General features: G+C 57.9%; 17 protein-coding genes and 1 pseudogene. 11 read left to right on the forward strand and 7 right to left on the reverse strand.

The annotated features are described in order from the left end of the window. Positions 1-41: 41 nt before the first annotated feature. A complete protein-coding gene (locus OVA03_RS14685; protein WP_267525788.1) occupies positions 42-452 on the forward strand; it encodes a group III truncated hemoglobin in 411 nt (136 codons plus the stop codon). Between the two features lie 247 nt (positions 453-699). Here OVA03_RS14685 and OVA03_RS14690 read toward each other — a convergent pair whose 3' ends face one another. Then, on the reverse strand, positions 700-879 hold the full coding sequence (locus tag OVA03_RS14690) for a hypothetical protein (protein ID WP_267525789.1): 180 nt from the start codon (positions 877-879) through the stop codon (positions 700-702). A gap of 100 nt (positions 880-979) precedes the next feature. Here OVA03_RS14690 and ppc point away from each other — a divergent pair, with 100 nt between their 5' ends. The 7 genes and pseudogenes from ppc (at position 980) to OVA03_RS14725 (ending at position 11,008) form a co-directional block, all read left to right on the forward strand. Then, positions 980-3,673, forward strand: coding sequence for a phosphoenolpyruvate carboxylase (gene ppc / locus OVA03_RS14695; protein ID WP_267525790.1), 2,694 nt, complete (start codon positions 980-982; stop codon positions 3,671-3,673). Between the two features lie 265 nt (positions 3,674-3,938). Continuing rightward, positions 3,939-5,429, forward strand: coding sequence for a glucose-6-phosphate dehydrogenase (gene zwf / locus OVA03_RS14700; protein ID WP_267525791.1), 1,491 nt, complete (start codon positions 3,939-3,941; stop codon positions 5,427-5,429). Further along, complete coding sequence (gene pgl / locus OVA03_RS14705; protein ID WP_267525792.1) at positions 5,422-6,189, forward strand: 6-phosphogluconolactonase; 768 nt, start codon at positions 5,422-5,424, stop codon at positions 6,187-6,189. Before zwf ends, pgl begins: the two co-directional genes overlap by 8 nt. Positions 6,190-6,201: 12 nt before the next feature. Further along, a pseudogene (edd, locus tag OVA03_RS14710) lies at positions 6,202-8,014 on the forward strand (phosphogluconate dehydratase). 6 nt (positions 8,015-8,020) lie between these two features. Continuing rightward, the gene (locus OVA03_RS14715) at positions 8,021-9,037 is read left to right on the forward strand and encodes a glucokinase (protein ID WP_267525793.1); all 1,017 of its coding nucleotides are present in this window, start codon (positions 8,021-8,023) and stop codon (positions 9,035-9,037) included. A 60-nt stretch (positions 9,038-9,097) separates the two neighbouring features. Beyond that, complete coding sequence (locus tag OVA03_RS14720; protein ID WP_267525794.1) at positions 9,098-9,742, forward strand: bifunctional 4-hydroxy-2-oxoglutarate aldolase/2-dehydro-3-deoxy-phosphogluconate aldolase; 645 nt, start codon at positions 9,098-9,100, stop codon at positions 9,740-9,742. 192 nt (positions 9,743-9,934) lie between these two features. Then, positions 9,935-11,008, forward strand: coding sequence for a LacI family DNA-binding transcriptional regulator (locus tag OVA03_RS14725; RefSeq protein WP_267527737.1), 1,074 nt, complete (start codon positions 9,935-9,937; stop codon positions 11,006-11,008). A 1-nt stretch (position 11,009) separates the two neighbouring features. Here OVA03_RS14725 and OVA03_RS14730 read toward each other — a convergent pair whose 3' ends face one another. Next, on the reverse strand, positions 11,010-12,059 hold the full coding sequence (locus OVA03_RS14730) for a DUF6624 domain-containing protein (protein ID WP_267525795.1): 1,050 nt from the start codon (positions 12,057-12,059) through the stop codon (positions 11,010-11,012). 730 nt (positions 12,060-12,789) lie between these two features. On the opposite strand from OVA03_RS14730, the gene OVA03_RS14735 reads away from it, so the two are divergent. Continuing rightward, positions 12,790-15,381 (forward strand): glycoside hydrolase family 3 protein, encoded by a 2,592-nt coding sequence (locus tag OVA03_RS14735; protein WP_267525796.1) that lies wholly within the window; start codon positions 12,790-12,792, stop codon positions 15,379-15,381. A gap of 56 nt (positions 15,382-15,437) precedes the next feature. Here OVA03_RS14735 and OVA03_RS14740 read toward each other — a convergent pair whose 3' ends face one another. From OVA03_RS14740 to OVA03_RS14750, 3 genes are read right to left on the reverse strand one after another with little or no spacing between them, the layout of a single operon-like run. Beyond that, complete coding sequence (locus OVA03_RS14740; protein WP_267525797.1) at positions 15,438-16,241, reverse strand: ThuA domain-containing protein; 804 nt, start codon at positions 16,239-16,241, stop codon at positions 15,438-15,440. Between the two features lie 54 nt (positions 16,242-16,295). Beyond that, entirely contained in the window at positions 16,296-16,676 is a 381-nt protein-coding gene (locus OVA03_RS14745; RefSeq protein ID WP_267525798.1) for a hypothetical protein, read from the reverse strand. Between the two features lie 11 nt (positions 16,677-16,687). Beyond that, a complete protein-coding gene (locus OVA03_RS14750) occupies positions 16,688-17,146 on the reverse strand; it encodes a nuclear transport factor 2 family protein (protein WP_267525799.1) in 459 nt (152 codons plus the stop codon). 80 nt (positions 17,147-17,226) lie between these two features. On the opposite strand from OVA03_RS14750, the gene OVA03_RS14755 reads away from it, so the two are divergent. Continuing rightward, positions 17,227-17,679, forward strand: a complete 453-nt coding sequence (locus OVA03_RS14755; protein ID WP_267525800.1) for a MarR family winged helix-turn-helix transcriptional regulator — start codon at positions 17,227-17,229, stop codon at positions 17,677-17,679. Positions 17,680-17,749: 70 nt separating this feature from the next. Beyond that, the gene (locus OVA03_RS14760) at positions 17,750-21,973 is read left to right on the forward strand and encodes a response regulator (RefSeq protein WP_267525801.1); all 4,224 of its coding nucleotides are present in this window, start codon (positions 17,750-17,752) and stop codon (positions 21,971-21,973) included. Here OVA03_RS14760 and OVA03_RS14765 read toward each other — a convergent pair. After that, entirely contained in the window at positions 21,970-22,140 is a 171-nt protein-coding gene (locus OVA03_RS14765; RefSeq protein ID WP_267525802.1) for a hypothetical protein, read from the reverse strand. The genes OVA03_RS14760 and OVA03_RS14765 overlap by 4 nt on opposite strands. Before the next feature lie 116 nt (positions 22,141-22,256). Beyond that, entirely contained in the window at positions 22,257-22,475 is a 219-nt protein-coding gene (locus tag OVA03_RS14770; RefSeq protein WP_267525803.1) for a hypothetical protein, read from the reverse strand. Positions 22,476-22,513: the final 38 nt, after the last annotated feature.

Below are 22,513 nucleotides of genomic sequence, written 5' to 3' on the forward strand. Positions count from 1 at the left end.
ACTTAGGATTTGGTGTCGGCTTATGTTTAACGGGTGTTAAGATGCCAGAAACCTATCAAGAAACGTCTAAAGAGCTGTTGTTCAAAATGGATGAGGTCCGCGGGCTGGTCGAAGATTTCTATGGCCGGGTGCGGGTGGATGATCTGATCGGGCCGGTGTTTGAAGGGGCAGTTCATGACTGGCCGGAGCATTTCGACAATCTGACGCTATTTTGGATGACCATCACCAATGGCGCCCATCCCGATATTCCGGCCTACAAAGGCCGGCCGATGGCCAAGCATTTTCCGCTCGATCTTAACCCGGCCATGTTCGAGCGTTGGCTGGAATTGTGGGTGGTAACGACGGGCGAACGGTTTGACGCACTGCGGGCAGAGATCCTGCGCGAAAAAGCTTACCGCATCGGCCAGTCGTTTCAGGCAGCGCTGTTTTTTAAGCCGGAAGCGACAAGGTAACGAAAGAATTCCCCCTGTTGTAGGGGGAGCTTTGCGGACATCTTGGATGTTCGCAAAGAGGGGGTAAATTGCAGGTGTTCGGATTACCCCACCTTCCGGCCCGGAAGTTCGGGCCTCCCTCCTCCCCCCCAACAGGGGAGGTTCTGACATCAATTGTCAGACTATAACCCGCTGAAATTGCCGGATAAATTGTTGCAATCGTAACCCGTTCGCCGGTGCGGTAAAAATGTTAGCGCTAACGCAAAAATTAGGATAAAATTTTTTCAAACGGGATATTTTCCAACCTACTGAGTTTGTTTAGTAAATTTTTTAGCTCACGGATTGTTGGCGCAATGTTGCCGATTGTTACCTTGCGACGCACAAATTTGGCGCTAATAGTGACCGTGAAGAGGGTAAATTCCGCCTGAATAACCATATCTGCTGCCATTTTGCGCCCTATAAGTTCTCGCTCCCACAGAAGAACACCGGCGCAATCCTTACGGCGCACTATGTCTTAACGGGCCTGTTTTTTTGTGCAGGGGCAGACCATGACCGATCCCGTCATCGACCACGTCAAACAAAACACCGCCATGCTGGAAGGGTTTCTGAACGAAGCCATTACCGATTTTGGCCGCGGCGAGGTGCTGTCCAAGCTTAATGTCCTCAAATCGAGCGCGTTCGATCTGTCGGGCTTTTCAGAATCGGACGCTGCCCATGCGGCGCGCGTCCTGACCTGTTTGTCGACACTCAGCGTCATCTCCGAAGACGTGGCCAATCTGGGCCGCGAGGATACGTTTGAGGCGTCGGACGGTTCGGTTCAGACCATCAGCCTTGCCAATGCGGTCGCCTCGGCCCGCAAAGACGGCATCGATCAGGAACGGATCGAAAAGACCCTGCAAAACATCCATGCCTCTCCGGTCTTTACGGCCCATCCGACCGAAATGCGCCGCGCCAGTGTTGTTGAGCGCGAATATGAAATTACTCAGCTTTTGTCGCGTTATGAAAGCTGCAATTCGGCACTTGAGCGCCGCGCCATCGAAGAAGACCTCTACCGCGCCATCGCCCTTTTGTGGAATACGCGCCTGCACCGGCCGGAGCGGATCACGGTCTTTGATGAGATTGAAAATTCACTGGGCGTGGTGCGCCGTTCCATCCTGCCCGCGCTGGTTAATCTCTATACCCAGTGGGACCGCGATATCGCGCTGGATGAGACCCTGCCGAAGATTTTGAAACTCGGCTCATGGATCGGTGGCGACCGCGACGGCCACCCCCATGTCGATGAGACGACCCTGCGCTATGCCTTCCGCGAGCAGGCCCGCACCATTTTCCGGTTTTATTTCGATCAGATCAACAAGCTTGATACCGAACTGACCGTCTCCGAAGAACTGACCAAGGTGTCCGACGACCTGATGGAGTTGTCGCGCAAATCGTCCGACACCAATGTCCACCGCGTCGATGAACCCTACCGGCGTGCTCTGTCCTATGTGAAGGCCCGTCTGGCCAAGACCGCTCAGGTCATTATCGGGGAGCAGCGCGGTTTGGGCTCCGGCTATGTGCCGCAGGAAATTGCCACCCCCTATGAGACGGTTGATGAATTTGTGCGCGACCTTAAGGTCATCCGCGACAGCCTGATCGCCAATGGCGGCAAGCGCCTGATCGGGCGCACGCTCAAGGCGACGATCCAGATCGCGCGTTCCTGCGGCTTTCACCTGATGGCGCTTGATCTCCGTCAGAACTCATCGGTCCATGAGCGGGTGGTGGCGGAACTGTTCGCCCAGTCGTCGGAACTGCTTGACTATATGTCCCTGTCGGAAAATGAGCGGGTGTCGGCGTTGGTGGCGGAACTGACCAATGACCGTCTGCTGCGCTGGCCGTTTGCCAAATATTCGGCTGAGACGCGCAGAGAGCTTAAGATTATCGATGCGGCGGCTGAGGTTATCAAGACCTACGGCCCATCGGCCATCGGCGCCTATGTGATTTCGATGGGTAAGTCGGTGTCGGATATTCTTGAGCCGCTGGTGCTGTTGAAACAGGCAGGCCTCGTTTACGGCGGGCCGCAGCCGCACACCATGATCAAGGTGGCTCCCCTGTTTGAAACCATCGGCGACCTTGAGGCCGCCCCCGACATCATGAAGCGCTGGTTAGGCCTGCCCGCCATGCGCTCGCTTTTGGGGCGTCCGGCGGTTCAGGAAGTCATGCTCGGCTATTCGGATTCCAACAAAGACGGCGGCTATACGGCGTCGCGCTGGTCGCTGCATAAAGCGTCCTCGGCCATCAAAGCGGTCTGTGAGCATTACGGCGTGGGCTTAAGACTGTTCCATGGTCGTGGCGGATCGGTCGGACGCGGGGGAGGACCGGCGTTTGGCGCTATTCTGGCTCAGCCTGCGGGCACGGTCGGCGGCCACATTAAGGTGACGGAGCAGGGTGAAATGATCGCCCGTAAGTTCGGCAATGCCACGACGGCAGGCAAGACGCTCGACAGCTTTGCGGCGGCGGTGTTCCTCGCGTCTGTAAAACCCAAGGTCGATAAGGACACCAAGGAAGCGAAAGCCGAAGCGAAGTTCGGGCCGGTGATGGACAAAATCTGCGCCGCCTCATTCAAGGCCTACCGCGATCTGGTCTATGAGGATGAGCATTTTCTGGCCTTCTTCCGCAATGTGACGCCGATTTCGGAGATCACTGACCTTAAGATCGGCTCGCGTCCGGCGTCGCGGACCACCAGCGGTCAGATCGAAGACCTGCGGGCCATTCCGTGGGTGTTTTCGTGGTCGCAGTCGCGCTTTGTCCTGCCCGGTTGGTACGGTTTTGCGGCAGCGGTGCGCGATACCGGCGTTGAGGATTCGGTCCTGTCCGACATGGTTCAGACCTGGGATTTCTTTGATGTCTTCCTGGCCAATATGGAAATGGCGCTGGCCAAGGCCGACATGGAAATCGCCGGGCTTTATGTCGATCATCTGGCGCGCGATAAGGTCGAGGCCCAGCGCATCTTTGATAAGATCAGGTTCGAGTTCGATGACACGATTGCTTTGATCCTGCGTATCCGCGGTGCCAAGACCCTGCTGTCGACCCATGAGCACCTGCGTGGCTCAATTGAGCGCTCAAAGCCGGTGCTCGATACGCTCAACCGGATGCAGGTCGAACTGATGACCCAGCGCCGTCACGGCAATCAGCATAAGCTGGTCAAACTGGCCCTGCAACTGACCGTCAACGGCACGGCCAGCGCGCTCAGGAACACAGGTTAACTCCGTCCGGGTGCGGACAATTGACGGTCATGTAGAAAAAATCGTGCGACATAACCAATTGTGTTCACGAAGTTTTTGGTTTTATGGATGTATGAATGCGGCATAATCCACCGATGCGGTCAGTCTGCGACTTGACCCTGTTGGGAATAGCCTGTATGACAGCGCTGTCATCGACTTTGGTCGATTTGGCACGCAGGATCAACCGCACCAGCAGGCTCTCACTCAAGAAGGGGCCGTTGTCTTCGGCCCAGGAACGATAAGCTTTATGTCTCTGAACGGATTATCTTCACCATCGGTACGCCAGCGCGTGTTTGTTCTGGTGGGCGGCACCGGCGATCTGGCACTGCGCATGTTGTGGCCGTCGTTGGCCATGCTCGATCAGGACGGCTTTCTGGCGGATGATGTGCGGCTGGTATCGGTGGCGCGCGAAGCCGTGGGCCGCGATGAATTTGTTGAGCGCGTCAAGGCCGCGGTGACCAAGCGCGCAGGCGCTGACCTCGAAGACGGTACGATTGACAAATTTGCCGCCCGCATCAGCCATCTGTCGCTTGATGTCGGTGATGCCGAATGGGGCCCCAAGCTCAAGGCTGAACTGGGGGCTACGGATAATCTCGATATCGTGTTCTTCCTGTCGGTGTCGCCGTCGCTGTTCAAGCCGATCTGCGAACACCTGCTGAAGGCCGGCCTGAACGCCAAACCTAACCGCGTCATTATCGAAAAGCCGCTCGGGCGTGATCTGGCCTCATCCAAGGTCATCAATGACTCGGTGGCGGTTGCCTTTGACGAAGCACGCGTCTTCCGCATCGACCACTATCTGGGCAAGGAAACGGTGCAGAACCTGATTGCGCTGCGCTTTGCCAATACGGTGTTTGAGCCGCTGTGGAATGCGCAGTCGGTTGATCATGTTCAGATTACGGTCGCCGAAACCGTCGGCGTCGGTGAGCGTCTGGGCTATTACGATGAATACGGCGCCCTGCGCGACATGCTGCAAAACCACCTGTTGCAGCTGTTGTGTCTGCTGGCGATGGAGCCGCCGTCGGGCATTAATGCCGATGCTTTGCGTGACGAAAAGGTCAAGGTTCTCAAAAGCCTGAAGCCGATCAATGAGCACAATGTCCTGACCCATACCGCGCGCGGCCAGTACGGCGCGGGCTTTGCTGAGGGCAAGCCGGTAGCAGGTTATGAGGCCGAGAAGGGCTCTCCGTCCGGCACCGAAACCTATGTCGCGCTGAAAGCCGAAATCGCCAACTGGCGCTGGGCAGGCACGCCGTTTTACCTGCGCACCGGCAAGCATTTGCCGAGCCGCGCTACTGAGATTGTGGTGCAGTTCAAGGCCGTCCCGCACTCTATCTTTGGGGGGGCGGTTCTGGCCAACCGTCTGGTGATCCGCCTTCAGCCGGAAGAAGATATTTCGCTGACCGTCATGAACAAAGCGCCGGGTCTGTCGGCGGCGGGCGGAATGGATCTACAGCCTCTGGCCCTGTCGCTGTCGCTGACCAACGCGTTCGATTCCAACGGCACAAAAGCCCCGCGCCGCCGTATCGCCTATGAGCGGCTGATTCTGGATGCGCTCAATGGCAACAATGCCGCCTTTGTGCGCCGCGATGAGGTCGAAGCCGCCTGGGCGTGGGTTGATGGCATTGAAGACGGCTGGGCCAAGGTTTACCCGCGTCCCCAGTCCTATCCGGCGGGCTCCTACGGGCCGGTGTCGGCCTATACCCTGCTTGATCGCGATGGGCGTAGCTGGAATGACTGAACTTGTCCGCGATAAAATTATTAATCTGCCTGGCTTAAACGGCGATTTACCCGTTCACGTTTTCGCAAGCGTCGATGAGGCCGTGACGCATGTAATTGACCAAATAGCAGTTACCTTAGAATCCGAAGTCGCATCTAAGGGCCATGCCTTGATCACAGGTGCGGGCGGATCGACGCCCAAGGCGGTCTATGAGGGTTTGAGCGGGCTTAATCTCGACTGGTCCAAGATCACAATCACGCAGGTCGATGAACGGTTTGTGCCGCTGGATAATGCCTCATCAAACACCCTGATGATGGCCACGGCACTGACCCCGGCGATCGAGGCGGGGCTTAATTTCGTGACCTTGATTCAGGATCTGGATGATGCGGGGGAGTGCGCGAAAAAGGCTGAAGCCGTTTTGCGAAGTATCGAAACGGCTGACGATGAGGCGATCTTTGATCTGACCTTGCTCGGCATGGGGGCGGATGCGCACTATGCCTCGATCTTCCCCGGTCATGCTATTAATGCCGAGATCTATAACACGACGGCTTTGGTTCTGCCGGTCGCCCCATCCGGTACAGAGGCTGAACCAAAACTACCGCGCATCACCCTGACCGTGCCTGCGCTCAATCGCTCCAAGCGCATCCTGCTGCTGATTACCGGCGCTGAAAAGCTTGAGGTTTTACGCAGCGCTATTTTATCTGATGATCCCTATACGTCCCCCATCGGTGCTTTCATCGCGCAGTCGCCTGTGCCGGTAGATGTCGTTTGGGCGGCCTAAGAGTACATGACCATGACCCTCAATCCTGCGCTCGACGCCATTACGCAACGCATCACGGATCGCTCCAGAGATTTGCGCGCCAAGTTCGAGGCCCGCACCGAGCGCTATAAGACGACCGAGCCGCGCCGTAAAAAGCTGAGTTGCGCCAACTATGCCCACGTCGTCGCCGCCTCGACCGAGAACGATAAGCTGCAGGCAGCACTCGATACTGTGCCCAATATCGGCGTGGTCACCGCCTATAACGATATGTTGTCGGCCCATCAGCCATACCACAACTACCCCGAAAAGATCCTGAAAGCCGCCCGCAAAGTCGGCGCCACATCTCAGGTCGCCGGTGGTGTGCCCGCCATGTGCGATGGCGTCACCCAAGGCCGCGGCGGTATGGAGCTGTCGTTGTTTTCGCGGGACGTCATTGCCATGTCGGCAGCGATTGCCCTCAGCCATGATGCGTTTGACGCCGCCCTGATGCTGGGCGTGTGCGATAAGATCGTGCCGGGTCTGGTGATCGGGGCGCTGTCGTTTGCCCATCTGCCGGTGATTTTCGTGCCCGCAGGACCGATGAGTTCAGGGCTGCCTAACCCTGAAAAAGCCAAGATTCGCACACAGTATGCCCGTGGCGAAGTCGGCCGCGATGCCCTGCTGGCGGCGGAGATGGCATCATACCACGGGGTCGGCACCTGTACGTTTTACGGCACCGCCAATTCCAATCAGATGCTGATGGAAATGATGGGTCTGCATGTGCCAGGCTCGGCCTTTATCCATCCGCATACCGAACTTCGTGAGGCCTTGACCGCCGCCGCCGTCGAACGTGCGGCCCTGACCGCCGCCAATGGTAAGCAGCCGGCGTGTCTGGCTGATGTGCTGACCGTCAAGGCGTTTGTCAACGGCGTTGTCGGCCTGATGGCCACCGGCGGATCGACCAATCACGCCCTGCATTTGCCCGCTATGGCGCGGGCCGCAGGTATCATTCTGACGCCCGAAGATTTGAACGACATTTCCCGCATCGTGCCGCTGCTGGCGCGGGTCTATCCCAATGGTTCGGCCGACACCAACCACTTCCATGCGGCAGGCGGCGTTGGCTTTGTGATGCGAGAATTGCTGAGTGTGGGTTTGCTGCACGCTGATGTTCAGACCATCTGGGGTGAGGGGCTGGCCGACTATTGCCGTGAGCCGATTTTGCAAAACGGCCAGGTCATCTGGCGCGACTTACCCGGAAGCCTCCGGCGACGAAGCCGTGCTGCGGCCGATTGCCAATCCGTTCTGCATCGAGGGTGGCCTGCGCGAAATGAAGGGCAATCTCGGTATTGCCGTCTCCAAGATTTCCGCCGTCAAGCCGGAGCATCAGTTTATCGAAGCGCCTTGCGCGGTTTTCGACGATCAGGATGATTTCCTGGCGGCTTTTAAGGCCGGTAACATCCCCGATGGGGATTTTATTTGCGTCGTCAGATTCCAGGGGCCAAAGGCCAATGGTATGCCTGAGTTGCATTCGCTCACGCCATCTTTGTCAAGCTTGCTGGATCAGGGCCGTAAGGTCGCGCTGGTTAGCGATGGACGGATGTCGGGTGCATCAGGTAAGGTAGCCTCAGCGATTCATCTCACTCCAGAAGCCAAAGATGGCGGACCGATTTCAAAACTGCGGTCAGGAGATGTGTTGCGGGTAGATTGCGAAAATGGGACCTTAAGCTTCATAGGTAATGAAGCGTCATTCTTGGCCCGCGAACCGGCTGTGAAAGAGACCGAAATGGATGGTCTTGGACGCGAGCTGTTCGCCCCGTTCCGGCGCGTCGTAGGCGCTGCGGATGAGGGCGGCGCGGTCTTCTGGTAAGGTTAGATGACAGCCCATTTTGAGTCCCCCACAACGTCGTCTGCGGCGTCCGTTACCTTTCGTGGTTTAGTCGGTGATATCGGCGGCACCAATGCGCGTTTTGCCATTGCTGAGCGCGATCACGGCAAGACGAAGCTGCGTGATTTCAAGTCGTTCGAGACGCACGGCTATCCCAATATCTATGCCGTTATCGCGGATTATTTCCGGGATTTAGGGGGCCGTCCAGAATTGGATTATGCCGTGTTGGCGGTGGCCGGGCCGGTCAAGAACGGGCAGATCAAGTTTACCAACCTCGACTGGCTGGTGACGGAAAGTGAACTGGCCAAGTCATCGGGCGCTAAAAAATCGCGCCTGATCAACGACTATGCGGCCTTGGCCTATGCGCTGCCCTATATGGACGGCGACGATATCAAAACGCTGGGGCCGGTCGCGAAAGGCTTTGGCGATGTCCATGCCGTTATGGGCGCTGGCACAGGTTTTGGCGCGTCGGTTCTGGTCGGTGGGGCATATGGGCCTTATTGTCTGTCGACCGAAAGCGGCCATGCGTCGTGGGCGCCGGTCAATGATTTTGAGGCCGATATTCACCGCTTTTTGCGCAAAAAACTGGGTCGGGTGACGATCGAGAATCTGTTGTCAGGCCCCGGTCTGGTCAATCTCTATCAGGCCGTATCCTATGTGCGCGGTGAAAAGGCGCTGGAGCTGACCCCCGCACAGATCACCAATATTGAAGGGCCTGATGCCCAAGGCTGCCGCTACACGGTTGAGGCGTTTCTGGATATTCTGGCCTCGGTGTGTGGCGATCTGGCGCTCTGTCATGGGGCGACGGCGGGTATGTTTATCGCGGGTGGCATCGCGCCGCGCCTGCTCCGGTTCATCGACGAAGGCCGCTTCCGCGCGCGCATGGAGGCCAAGGCGCCTCTGGCCGATCTGGTCGCCGGTATCCCCAGTCATATCATCACCCACCCGTGCGCGGCCTTGCTGGGGTCAGCCCATGCCTTGACGGACGCTGAGATCACGGGCTGAATAGGTCTATAAAAAATGTCGCTTAAGCGGCAATCTTAAAACGAAAAAGGAAATCCCCCGATGAGCAAATATCCTGGCACCCACGCCAACGTCCCGAAGTTCATGACCACAGGGCCGGTCCTGCCGGTCATGGTCATCCCCAGCCTTGATCAGGCCCTGCCGCTGGCGGATGCGCTGATCGCCGGTGGGATCACGGTGCTGGAAATCACCCTGCGTACCGATTGTGCGCTGGATGCGATTAAGCTCATCGCCAAAGAACGTCCCGATGCCATTGTGGGTGCCGGTACGGTTCTGACACCAAACGACGCCGAAAAAGCCGCCAAGGCCGGGGCCAAGTTTCTGGTCTCTCCCGGCCTGACCAAGGAACTGGCCAAGCAGGATTCATTACCCCTGCTGCCGGGTGTGCAGACGGCCTCAGAGGTCATGCAGGCGCTGGAGTGGAACTTTACCCACCTGAAATTCTTCCCGGCCGTACCTGCCGGGGGCATCCCGATGCTGAAAGGTATTGGCGGGCCGCTGCCGCAGGTCAAGTTCTGCCCGACTGGCGGGATTGATGCCAAAAATGCCGCTGATTTCTTAGCACTCGATAACGTCCTGTGCGTCGGCGGATCGTGGGTCGCCCCCGCCAAGGCCATGCAGGACGGCAATTGGGCCGAAATCACGCGCCTTACGGCTGAGGCTGTGGCAGCCTTTTCAAAGGCCTAAGTCATCACAGCGCTGGCGGGAATGCCCTGCCAGCGCTGTCAAAAAAGCAGTCATATGCTGATCGCTGATTGACAAATCACGCGCTTAAGACAATTTGAAGTCCTAAAATCGTATAATAATCAAAACGGCAGGCCCGCAATGCGTTCGCGGGCTGATCCGGATACGGACGCGAGAGGGACTTAATTGGTGGACATCAAGGCGTCAGCGGAGCTTAAACTCGGTGTGAATTTACCGGCGAGCGGCACGGTATCCACGATAAATGACGTGGCGCGTCTGGCGGGGGTGTCGATCAAGACCGTCTCACGGGTCATGAATAATGAGCCCAATGTCCGTGGTGAGACCCGCGCCAAGGTGCAGGAAGCCGCCAATCTGCTGCATTACCGGCCCAATCTTCTGGCGCGGTCACTGGCGGGGGCGCGCAGTTTTTTGATCGGCATTTTCTACGATAACCCCAACCCCAGCTATATCAATGCCGTGCAAAACGGGGCGATCCGGCGCTGCCGTGAAAACAGCTATCACCTGCTGATCGAGCCGCAGGATGCCCATTCGCCTGACCTTGAGCGCAATATAGCCGGGCTTCTGGCGACCATTCGCCTTGATGGCGTGATCCTGACGCCGCCCTTATGTGACATGGCGGTGGTGCTGCATGCGGTTGAGGCCGCGGGCGTGCCCTATGTGCGGATTTCACCGTTCCTCAATCCCGGACGCTCGCCGATTGTGCGCATGGATGAGGCCCGCGCCACCTATGAAATGACCCAGCATCTGATCGCCATGGGCCACCGCGATATAGGTTTTGTGCTCGGCCACCCCGAACATGGCGGCACGCATTTACGCTATCAGGGCTTCACAAAGGCGCTGAGCGAGGCCGGAATCACCCCCAGGCCCGATTGGGTAAAGCAGGGCTTTTTCTCCTACGAATCCGGTGTTGAGGCGGGCAAGGCGTTCTTTGAGGCGGGCAATCCGCGTCCGACGGCGATTTTCTCCAGCAACGACTATATGGCGTTTGGCATTATGGGCGTCGCTCAGCAAATGGGCATCCGCATCCCCGAAGATATCTCGATTTGCGGGTTCGACGATGCGCCGGGATCGATCCTGATCTGGCCGCATGTGACCACGATCCGCCAGCCGGTCGAAGATATCGCCTATGCCGCCGCCGATATCCTGCTGGCCAAGGCGGAGCTAGAAGACGCGGATAGCACTAAACGCGACACCGACCGCCTGCTGCCGTTTGAACTGATCAAGCGCAATTCGGTCGGGCCGGTTTAGGCTATTTTATCTGCCCTTGAAGGGCGGCCATATCAGCGGTGCAGATAGAGATAAACCTCTTCTGGTTTTCAGATATCGGTTCTAAGCCAACCTGTGCGCGTCGCTCATCAAGGTGGGCGGGATCCTCAACCTCAAACGGCTCCCACACCCCGGCCGCGACGCAGCGGCCCTGACTGCCGTAGCGCTGAGGACGGTTGTACTTAAGGGCAACACGGTCATATAGCATGGCGAAATTGGATGGGCGGGTATCTCCGGTGGCTACCAGCGGCTCCAGCAGAGCCAGCACGTCTCTCTGAAAGGCCGGGTCATGGTCGGCATGTTGCGCCAGAAGCCAGGCATTGCCGTCCGCCCCCGGACCGTGAGTTGAGATTTTAAACCAGCCGTTTTGAGCCAGTTCGGCTTTTAGCCAATTGGTATTGGAAATATCTGTGGCGCATAGCTCGGCATAAATATAGCTTTTCATATAGTCTAGGACAGGGGGCGACGCATCCCTGGCCCACAACAGCCCCTGGTCTGTCAACATAGTGCCATAGCGTCCAAACTGATCACGGGCCGCCCGCACGGCAAGTTCTTTGGTGCTTGGTGGTAGTGCTTCGTGGGTGGCCTTGAGTGTGGCGGCAATGCCGTCCAGATCAGGGTGGGCGATTTTGCCGACCGACAGGTCGGCCCATGTGGTTTGATACTGCGTTTGACGGGCTTTGACCTCACTCACCCAGTTTTGCCATTCCGCCTCGCTTGTGGCCGTCTGTGCCAGTAGAAGACCGGCCTGAACCGGGGCGTGCCATTGGGGAAGCTTGCAACCTGAGACAAACTTAACGCCTTCAAGTCCTCCGACCTTATAGGCATGAGTTGTGGTCGCACTGATCACCGCCGCAAATTTCGCGTCGCCGGCGTGTTGGCGTAGGTCGTAATATTCGTTGAGGTCCGTCGGTGGGTTTGTGGCGAGGTGTGCGGCAATATCCGCAGGTGTCTTGTCACTGATATTTTCGGCCTTCACAGGCGCTACGAGCAGGAAGATGCCTAATCCAAGAGCCGCGATCCAATGTTTCATAATCTTCCCCCGCGCGCATCGTTTCAAGGTGACAACTTGTGAGGGTTGATGAAGGCTGTCAAGTTGTGGGCCGGACAAAAAAAGTCCCGGTGACAGAAGCCACCGGGATCTAAAGGCCATTACCTTCGAAAATGCCAAATTCCAGAAGGTATTTAAAACCGAACCCAGACGATGAAGGTGAAAAAGGGAAAGACCCTCACCAAAGTCCGGCTTTAAACTCACAGTACGTAAGGGCCGGGAGACGGCACGCTTACACGGCAACAACAGGCTTCAGAATTAGGCCCATCTGACAGCGCTGTCAAATATATTTTTGAAAAATATTTCAAAAATCATCCCTGACGCGAAATCGGCGCGCTAATGCTGCGGCGAACATTTTTTAGTATATTGAATTATATATTTAATTTTTAATATCACGCTGCAGTGCAAAATAATAGTTCTTCGCATTTGCGAGTGCTCTAAGCCTTGACGGCGGCTGATAGCGCTGTCATTAAAGAGGTAATGGGCCGCAATATCATCAGGGTCATGTCTGATGTGTTGCGATGTCCGCGCGTACAGGGAGAGGCGGCGTCACCACGGCTTTTGGCGTTGTGACGGGACGGATATTTTGGCGCCCATGTCAAAAAGACGGGCGCTGAATAGATGTCGTAAGCGTTTCCTCATGGTCCTGCATAAGATATGACGTATAAAAAACGCCCGTATCATTGGTATCGGGCCCAGATGGGAAGCTGAGATGAAATCTGCACACACCAAATCGTCGCCGTTCAAGGCGTGGCTGAAGCTAAGCACGGCCGGACTGATGCTCACGGCCTTAAGCGCCTGCGCGACCTTCAGCGGCGCGGACACCGATGCGGCCCCGATGGCGGCGGCCCCTGCAGTTGCCCCGGCACCGGCACCTGTGGCCGTCAATCCGGTGTGGCCGGAGCTTAAGGATGCCGGTCTGGTCGATGCTGATGTCGAAGCCAAAATCGACGCTTTGATGGCGCAGATGACGATCGAAGAAAAGGTCGGCCAAACCATTCAGGGCGATATCGCCTCGATCAAACCCGAAGACCTGAAAACATATCCGCTCGGCTCCATTCTGGCGGGCGGATCGTCGTCGCCGAATGGCAACGAGCGCGCTACGCCGCAGGAATGGCTTGATCTGGCCGATGCCTATTGGCGTTCATCGCTGGAATATCCGTCCAAGGCCAAGATCCCGCTGCTGTTCGGGATTGATGCGGTGCATGGTCACTCAAACCTCGTGGGTGCGATCATTTTCCCGCATAATGTGGGCTTAGGCGCCACCCGCAATCCCGACCTGATGAAAAAGATCGCCGAAGTCACCGCCTATGAAATGGCGCTGGCCGGCGTTGACTGGACGTTTGCGCCGACGGTTGCCGTTTCGCGCGATAAGCGCTGGGGCCGGGCTTATGAATCCTATTCTGAAAACCCCGCAGATGTTGCCGCCTATGCCGGTAAGGTCGTTGAAGGCCTGCAAGGCGATAAGGGCGGCGATGAGGGCATTAAGCTGGGGCGCATCATGTCGTCGGCCAAGCACTATCTGGGCGATGGCGGCACCTTGGGCGGCAAGGATCAGGGCGATGCCGTGATCAGTGAGGAAGAACTGGCCAAGATCCACAACGCCGGTTATCCGCCGTCGATCGAAGCCGGTGTGTTGTCGGTCATGGCGTCGTTTTCAAGCTGGAACGGTGAAAAGCTGACCGGCAGCAAATACCTGCTGACCGACGTGCTGAAGGGCCGGATGGGCTTTGACGGCTTTGTGGTGTCCGACTGGAACGCGCAAGGCCAGGTGCCGGGCTGCACCAACAGTTCATGTCCGCAGGCGTTTAACGCCGGGATCGACATGTTCATGGCCCCGGATTCGTGGAAGGGCATCTATGAGAACACCTTGGCTCAGGCCAAGTCGGGTGAGATTTCACAGGCCCGTCTGGATGACGCCGTGCGCCGTATCCTGCGCGCCAAGATCAAGGGCGGCCTGTTTGAATTTGGCGCGCCGAAAGACCGCGCCATCACCGGCAAGTGGGAAAATCTATCTAAGCCCGAACATCGCGCCGTGGCGCGTCAGGCGGTGCGTGAATCGCTGGTGCTGCTGAAAAACAATGGCTCGCTGCTGCCCATTAAGGGCAAGGCCAATATCCTGGTGGCCGGTGATGGGGCCGACAATATCGGTAAGCAATCGGGCGGCTGGACGATTTCGTGGCAGGGCACCGGCAACACCAATGCCGACTTCCCGCATGGCCAGTCGATCTTTGGCGGCATCAAGGACGCGGCGACGGCGGCGGGTGGCAAGGCGACCCTGTCGGTTGATGGTTCCTATAAGGGCAAAAAGCCGGACGTCGCCATCGTCGTCATCGGCGAAGACCCCTATGCCGAATTTCAGGGCGACCGTCCGAACCTTGATTACCAGCCGGGTGAGCCCAAGGATCTGGAGCTGATCAAAAAGCTGCAAAAGGCCGGGATTCCCGTCGTGACCGTATTCCTGTCGGGCCGTCCGATGTGGGTCAACCCGGAACTGAACGCGTCTAACGCCTTTGTGGCGGCGTGGCTGCCCGGCACCGAGGGCGGCGGGATCGCTGACCTGATCATCGGTGATGCGGCGGGCAAGGCGCGCCATGATTTCAAGGGTAAGCTCAGCTTCTCATGGCCGAAAACCGCCGTGCAGCAACCGCTCAATGTCGGCATGACCGGCTATGATCCGCTGTTTGCCTATGGCTTTGGGTTGACCTATGCCGACAAGGCCGATCTGGCCCAACAGTCCGAAGTGTCGGGCCTCAGCGATGCCGATGTGGTCAATGTCGATAACTATTTCACCGCCGGTCGTACCAGAGCGCCGTGGAAATTCTATCTGGCTGACCTGAGCGGCGCGAAAGACGGCGAGGGCACCTTCAAGAGCCCGAACGGTATTGCCAGCCAGACCATCGTCGATGCCGGCGCGCAGGAAGCCGGCCGCCGTCTGGTGTTCAACGGTCAGGGCCTTGGGGCGGCATTGTTCCAGGGGCCGCTGGTTGATCTGAGCCGTCAGACGACGGGTGAACTGGCGCTGTCGATCACCTATAAGATGGATAAGGCCGCTGAAGGGCCGGTGACCATCGGTGTCGGGCGTGATCCGTTCATCATGGGCCGTGTCGATGTGTCTAAGGCGCTGGCCCCGACGGGTGGTCAGTTCAAGACGCTGAAGATCAAGCTCGGTTGTTTCCGCGATGCGGGCGCAGACATGAAGCAGATCGGTGTGCCATTTGCGATATCTTCGGAAAAGGCGCTGGACCTGACCTATACGTCCGTCAAGTTGATGGCGGTCGAAGGCGACGGCAACTGTCCGTAAATCAGACGCAGGATAAAGAAAAAGCCCCGGTTCGCCGGGGCTTTTTTTGCGAGTTATTATTTGCGCCCGCTGGCCCAAGCGACACCGTTTGCAACCAGATCAAGATAGGCATCTTCGCGCATGTTGGCTTCGTTGTGGGCGAGCGTCGTGGAAAACACCCGCACATTCTTGGGGCCATAGGTGTGCGTCCAGGCCACGGTAAAGGTCTTGTCGCGGTCGGCAACCTCTGGCGACTCCGGCTGGATGCCATAGATCAGCGGCGTGACCTTGAACGTGGTCAGGTTGTTGTAAAGTTCATCGTTACTGGTCGTCCAACCACTTAGCTCCTTAGTGATCGGATGGGCGGTTTTCGCCACCGTCAGGGTAATCGGCGATTGCGGGCCGTGGCCTGACGATTGGATGCCGGTATATTCAAACCACCTAGCACGGGCCTCGCCCGCCGTGACCGGCTCACGGAAAGTCTCTGCGCGGTAGGAGTGCATGGCGCAGTGCAGATTGACGCCGGGTATGCCCTTTTGGTGCGGGGCCAAAACCGTGTCGATAATCTTTGGGTCGCTTTCATCGGCGGCACATTCATTATGCACAATGACATCAAAACCATCGCCATAGTTCGGATTATCATAGATCGGCAGTTTCGGACGGGTCGCCTGTTCGCCCGGTTTTGGATCGTAATAAAGGTGGCTGACGGTCACATTGAGGCGGGCTTTCAGACCGTCCTCTAAGATTTCACGCTGTTCAGGGTAGTTGTGGCAGCAGCCACCGGTGACGATCAGCACCTTGATTGGTGCCTCCGGCTTGGTCTCAGCCAGTGCTGAGCCTGATACCAGTAAAACGGCTGAGATAAGTGTTGCGCGCCACATGTGCGATCCTCCGGTTATGTTTGGCCGGAGGATGGCCCATGCGGATTGCAAAGGTCAAGCTGTGGTTATTCTGGCACCGCTATGACGAAAGACGCCGATGGCAAACAGGATGAACCCGATCAGGGTAATGATCGAGCCGATTCCGGCCAGAGGTGCGCCCCACGGCAGGCCCAATATCGAGCCAGCGATGCCAGGCGCCATGATGATAAGCCCGATGACCGCTACATAGAAATGGGCCTTGGCCAGCTTGCCCGTGGCCGCTGGGTGACTGCCGTAAAACAGTCCGGCCAGAAACAACCCGACCCAGCCGATCAGATTGATATGGGCATGTACCGGCGACAGGGTGTGATCATGGCTGATCCCCATGACGATGCCCATGCTCATGCCTATAAGGCCGAAAATAATAGCACTGCGTAAAAACCACGACGCAATCATAGCGCGTCCCCCTAATCTATCCGTGTCCAGCCTTCGAAGACGGTTTCGCGGGCGATCTTGCCGTCTTTCATATGGAATACATGCAACAGACGCAGGTCGATTGTGGAACCGATGGGATAGGGGGCCGCCTCGAAGCCTTCGCGCACCAGCTTGAAACGGGCGACGCAGTCATCGATCACGCGGTCAAAGGTGGCGAAGCGCTCAATCGGGGTCATGGATATCAGTTCCATCGCCCCGAACATGCGTCGGTAATTGGCCTCGATCGCGGCCTTGCCGTGCAGGGTGATGCCGCGTGTCGGCATGTCGAGCACGATATCGTCCGTATAGAGCGACATGACGGCACCCGGATCGCGGCCTTCGCCCTTAATGTGCGCATCGACAATGGCAAGGTTCTGTTCGGTCAGGTCGCGGGTCATGAAGGCAGCTTTGGTTTGCGGTTTAAAGTGATGATCGTTGAGATCGAGCGGCATGTAAATTTCCTTTTAATAGACAGAGAATCTGTCCATTTATATATAGACAGTTTATCTGTCAATATGCTACGCCGTGAATTATGAGTAATGTACCCTTGCCCGATGCGCAGGTGACCCTTGGGTCACTGCTGCGCCGCCCTTACGAATATTTGCAGACTAAGGGTTACGGCGGGCTGGCGGCGCGTGGTTTTCCCGATATTCGCCCGGCTCATTCCAGCCTGCTGAGATATATCCGCCCCGAAGGCTCGCGCGTCGTTGATCTGGCAGAACGCGCACAGATCACCAAGCAAAGCATGGCCTATCTGGTGGGAGATCTCGAAAGCCTGGGATATGTGACGGTTGTGCCTGATCCCGATGACGGCCGCGCCAAGCGGGTAGTGCTGACCTCGCGCGGACAGGCGGTGTGGGCGACGCTGATCGAGCTTAGTCAAAGGCTTGAGGATCACTGCGGCGACCTGATCGGGACGGACGATATGGCGGCTTTGCGACGTATCCTGCAAAACCTGTCTCAGGCCCTGGGGCCGCGGGATTAAGCGCAAATAAGCTTAATGTCAGCCGCATATACAGGGGCCTAAAGCCCCATCGCTTATTTATGATATTCTGATGAATATGGGCGCAATCGGCTATGGGGCCGGTAGACGGCAGTTTGCGACCAATACGGACAAGACTATGGATCAGGGGCGTCATGACGGTAAGGTTTCGTTATCGGCGGCACCCGATTTCCTGAAAGGCGAGGGGGAACTGGCGCGGCTGATGCGGACGCATGACTGGGACAAGACCCCGGTCGGGCCGCCTGAGCTATGGCCGCGCAGCCTAAAGACCGCCATCCGCATCATGCTGACCTCGCGCCAGCCGATCTGGGTCGGCTGGGGGCCGGAACTGACCTATTTCTATAATGACGCCTATAAGTCGATCATCGGCGGCAAGCATCCGTGGGCGCTGGGCAAGCCGGTCTCGGAAGTCTGGCGCGAAATCAAAGGGGACATCGAGCCTCTGTTAGCCAAGGCCATGACCGGTGATGAAGGCATTTACGTCGAGGATCAACTCCTGATCATGGAGCGCAATGGCTATCCGGAAGAGACCTATTACACCTTTTCCTATAGCCCGATCCCCGATGATGATGGCGGCGTGGGCGGCATTATCTGCGCCAATACCGATGATACTCAGCGCGTGATCGGGGAGCGGCAACTGGCGTTGCTGCGCGATCTGGCCGCAAAAACCGCCAATTGCCGCACCGCCGAAGACGTGTTTGCTCAGGCGGATAAGGCCTTGTGTTCAAACGCCCATGATATGCCGTTTAGCTTGTTTTATTGCCTGACGGGGGACGCGCCCAAGCTTAAGATGGCGTGCGGTGTGGATCATGAGCACGCCGCTGCCGATCCGCACAACTGGCCCATCGAGCAGATGCGTCGCACAGGTGCGGCGGTACTAGTCGATGATCTTTCGGCGCAGTTTGCTGACCTTCCAAACGGGGCCTGGGATGAGGCACCCACCCGCGCGGTGCTGTTGCCGGTCACTTTGTCGGGTGAGGCTCTGGCCGGGGTGCTGGTCGTGGGGCTTAGTCCCTACCGTCTTTATGACGAGGCCTATCAGAGCTTTCTGCAACTGGTCACCGGCCAGATTGGCGCCAGCATCAGTAGTGCCACAGCCTTTGAGGCCGAAACCCGGCGCGCAGAGGCTTTGGCTGAGCTTGACCGCGCCAAGACGGCATTTTTCTCCAATATCAGCCATGAGTTTCGCACGCCGCTAACCTTGCTCTTGGGGCCGATCGAAGATGCCCTGGCTGACCATCAGACCATTCCCGATAACCGAATCCGTCTGGATGTTGCCCATCGCAATGCGCTTAGGCTGCTGAAACTGGTCAACACCCTGCTTGATTTCGCCCGCATCGAAGCCGGACGGGCCGAGGCCGCCTTTGTGCCGACCGATCTGGGAGCGTTTACGGCGGACCTTGCCTCGACCTTCCGTTCGGCCATGGACAAGGCAGACCTGACCTTCCGCATTGCGTGCGAGACCTTGCCGGAACCGGCCTATATTGACCGCGACATGTGGGAAAAGGTCGTGCTGAACCTGATTTCCAACGCGTTCAAATATACCCTGAAGGGCGAGGTGACGGTCAGCCTGAGACACACGGATCATCAGGCGGAACTGACGGTTGCCGATACCGGCGTCGGTATCTGCCCGCAGGAACTGCCGAATGTGTTCAAGCGCTTTCACCGTGTCGCCGGGACGGGGGGCCGTACCTATGAAGGCAGCGGCATCGGCCTGTCGCTGGTGCAGGAACTGGTGGCCCTGCATGGTGGGCGGGTTGAGGTCGACAGCGAACTGGGTGTGGGTAGCGCCTTTCGCGTGATCCTGCCGCTCGGCCGCGATCACCTGCCGCAGGCGCAGGTGCGTGATGACCGCGGCGGACGATCGGTCGCTGCCATCGGAGCCGAGGCCTATGTCGAGGAAGCCCTGCGCTGGTTGCCGGGGGATGTGCCCGCCTTGTCGCCGCCGTCGCACGGGGCCTCAACCCTGCTGCCGACTGAAGCGGCGGATCATGATCACGCGACCGCCGGGGCCCGTATCGTTCTGGCCGACGACAATGCCGATATGCGCGACTATGTGCAGCGCCTGTTGTCGGCCCATTATGAAGTCGAGGCCGTGGCCGATGGCGAAGCGGCGTGGGCGGCGATCCTGCGTAAGGCGCCCGATCTGGTGCTGACCGATGTGATGATGCCGCGCCTTGATGGGTTTGGCTTGCTTGCGCGATTGCGCACTTTTGAGGCCACCCACAAAATCCCGGTGGTCATGCTGTCGGCGCGGGCGGGCGAAGAAGCACGGGTCGAAGGGCTTGAGGCCGGGGTCGATGAATATCTGACCAAACCGTTCAGTGCGCGCGAACTGCTGGCGCGGGTGCGCTCACAGCTCCAGATGGCGGCCCTGCGTCAGGAGGGCGAGGCGCGGGTGACACGCGTGCTCGAAAGCCTTGATGACGGGGTGCAGGTGCTGGGGGCGGACTGGCGCTTTACCTATATGAACGCAGCGGCGCGTGAGGCCTTATCGGCGCAGGGCATTGATCCTGACGCCCGCATTGGCCAGCATTATTGGGATGATGTATTCCCGGACGCGCGGGGGACTGAGCTTGAGCGCAACCTGCGCAAGGTGATGACCGGGCGGGTCAGTGTCTCCTTTGAAAACTTTTATGCGCCCTGGCAAAAGTGGTTTGCCGTGCGCGCCTTTCCGGTCGAAGAAGGCGGCATTTCAATCTATTTTCAGGAAATCACGGAACGCAAACATGCCGAGGCGGCTTTGCGCGAAAGCGAGGAGCGCTGGCGTGGCCTGACCGAGGCCATGCCGCAACTGGTGTGGGCGACGTCGGCTAACGGAGGGGTCGCCTATATGAACCGGCACTGGCAGTCCTATACCGGGGTGCCTTTGGAGCGCCTTATGGGGCAGGGCTGGGTTGAGGTTCTGCACCCCGATGATCGCGATCGCACCGTGCAGCACTGGGCCGATGCGGTGGCGGGGCGGGCGGCCTATGATATAGAATACCGCCTGCGCCGGTTCGACGGGGCCTATCGCTGGTTCAAGACGCGCGGCGTCAGTGTGCGTGATGACGACGGTCAGGTGCGCATCTGGTACGGCACCTGTACCGACATTCAGGATTCGGTGATGGCGCGCGAACAGGCCGAAAGTGCGAACCGTGCCAAGTCGGAATTCCTGGCCAATATGTCCCACGAAATCCGCACGCCTTTGAACGCGATTGTGGGGCTTACCAACATCATGCTGCATTACCGCACTCAGCCCGAAAAGCATGAGAAATACCTGCTGACCATGAAAGACAGCGCCGAAGCGCTGATGGATCTGATCAATGATGTGCTCGATTTTGCCAAGCTGGAGGCCGATAAGGTCGAGCTGGACTACGGCCCGTGCGATCTAAAACAGGTGCTGGAAGACAGCTTAAGCATCATCTCGGTCAAGGCGCAGGAAAAGGGACTTGAGCAGGGGCTCGACTATGCCTTCGACCCGGATATGCGCTTTTATGCCGATGGCCTGCGTATCCGTCAGGTGGTGACCAACCTGTTGTCCAATGCCGTCAAGTTCACCGCGCAGGGCGAAATTCGCATCAGCGCCGGAGGCACCGTGCGGCCTGACGGCTTGGTCAATGTCCGCATTGGTGTGAAAGATACCGGCGTAGGTATTCCGCGCGATAAGGCCGAGCATATCTTCGATAAGTTCACTCAGGCCGATTCGTCGATCACCCGTAAGTTCGGCGGTACGGGGCTGGGTCTGGCCATCAGCCGTAAACTGTGTGAGGCGATGGACGGGCGCATCTGGGTCATCAGTGACACCGATCAGGGCGCGGAGTTTATTGTGGAGATTCCGCTTAAAGCCCTGGCCGGAACCACGGCAGTTCTCACGCCTCCAGAGATTGCCGATGACGTGCCTGACGGCGGGCAGGCGCGGATTTTGCTGGTCGAAGACTATGCGCCCAATACGCTGGTGGCGACGACCCTGCTGGAGACGCTCGGTTATCGCTACGACACGGCGCTCAATGGTGAAGAAGCCGTGCGCAAATGGCAGGACGGGCGTTACGATGTTATCCTCATGGACGTTCAGATGCCTGATATCGACGGGTTTGAAGCCACGCGCCGCATCCGGTTGCGTCAGGCCGAGGACCGTCGTGAGCACACCCCGATCATCGCCATGACCGCCCATGCTCTGCACGGTGATAAGGAAAAATGCCTGGAAGCCGGGATGGATGATTACATCTCAAAGCCGTTCAATCCGCAGGAATTGAAAGCCAAGCTGTCAAAGCTGCTTAATGTGGCGAGTGTTTAACCAAAATACATGACGGCATAGGCCGCACCAATAATGCCGGCGATCATTAGCGCAATGATCAGGGGCGCGCCCAGCTTAGGGGATTGCTGGCCGATATAGTCATCCTGATACTCGCGCGGGCAGTTTTGGGGGGCGTTATGGGTGGACGGCGGTGTTTGATCGGACATGAGCGCTTACCAACTGCTGTTTGAAACCGGCCCACCCTCATATTACCGAGACTGGCGGTGACCTGATAAACGGGCAATGTGGTTTGGTGCCCTTGATAATAAAGAGGCTTTATTTATCAGGCGGTTTTCAAAAGCTGGCAGCCTGTGGAATAGACCATAAGGATTTTGGGCACCCGCGTTCTGGGCAGAGCGGCGCGCCCGCTGGCATCGTAGAGAAAGCCTGAAATCTCAAAATGCGTCGGATTGTTCGGGCATTGAACCGCGGTCAGCGGGCCGCGTAGGCCCTGCGCTTCGACCAAAGCGCCGTCATAAAGCCGGATACGCAAATTCACCATCAAACATCCACATTTGCATTATGTATGTAGAACATATA

Source organism: Asticcacaulis sp. SL142, assembly GCF_026625745.1.
Taxonomy (GTDB): Bacteria; Pseudomonadota; Alphaproteobacteria; order Caulobacterales; family Caulobacteraceae; genus Asticcacaulis.

Excerpts from the sequence above, each read along its gene's own strand:
- OVA03_RS14685 (WP_267525788.1), top strand. The coding sequence starts at position 42 with ATGCCAGAAACCTATCAAGAAACGTCTAAAGAGCTGTTGTTCAAAATG.
- OVA03_RS14690 (WP_267525789.1), bottom strand. The coding sequence starts at position 879 with ATGGCAGCAGATATGGTTATTCAGGCGGAATTTACCCTCTTCACGGTC.
- ppc (WP_267525790.1), top strand. The coding sequence starts at position 980 with ATGACCGATCCCGTCATCGACCACGTCAAACAAAACACCGCCATGCTG.
- zwf (WP_267525791.1), top strand. The coding sequence starts at position 3,939 with ATGTCTCTGAACGGATTATCTTCACCATCGGTACGCCAGCGCGTGTTT.
- pgl (WP_267525792.1), top strand. The coding sequence starts at position 5,422 with ATGACTGAACTTGTCCGCGATAAAATTATTAATCTGCCTGGCTTAAAC.
- OVA03_RS14715 (WP_267525793.1), top strand. The coding sequence starts at position 8,021 with ATGACAGCCCATTTTGAGTCCCCCACAACGTCGTCTGCGGCGTCCGTT.
- OVA03_RS14720 (WP_267525794.1), top strand. The coding sequence starts at position 9,098 with ATGAGCAAATATCCTGGCACCCACGCCAACGTCCCGAAGTTCATGACC.
- OVA03_RS14730 (WP_267525795.1), bottom strand. The coding sequence starts at position 12,059 with ATGAAACATTGGATCGCGGCTCTTGGATTAGGCATCTTCCTGCTCGTA.
- OVA03_RS14735 (WP_267525796.1), top strand. The coding sequence starts at position 12,790 with ATGAAATCTGCACACACCAAATCGTCGCCGTTCAAGGCGTGGCTGAAG.
- OVA03_RS14740 (WP_267525797.1), bottom strand. The coding sequence starts at position 16,241 with ATGTGGCGCGCAACACTTATCTCAGCCGTTTTACTGGTATCAGGCTCA.
- OVA03_RS14745 (WP_267525798.1), bottom strand. The coding sequence starts at position 16,676 with ATGATTGCGTCGTGGTTTTTACGCAGTGCTATTATTTTCGGCCTTATA.
- OVA03_RS14750 (WP_267525799.1), bottom strand. The coding sequence starts at position 17,146 with ATGCCGCTCGATCTCAACGATCATCACTTTAAACCGCAAACCAAAGCT.
- OVA03_RS14755 (WP_267525800.1), top strand. The coding sequence starts at position 17,227 with ATGAGTAATGTACCCTTGCCCGATGCGCAGGTGACCCTTGGGTCACTG.
- OVA03_RS14760 (WP_267525801.1), top strand. The coding sequence starts at position 17,750 with ATGAATATGGGCGCAATCGGCTATGGGGCCGGTAGACGGCAGTTTGCG.
- OVA03_RS14765 (WP_267525802.1), bottom strand. The coding sequence starts at position 22,140 with ATGTCCGATCAAACACCGCCGTCCACCCATAACGCCCCCCAAAACTGC.
- OVA03_RS14770 (WP_267525803.1), bottom strand. The coding sequence starts at position 22,475 with ATGGTGAATTTGCGTATCCGGCTTTATGACGGCGCTTTGGTCGAAGCG.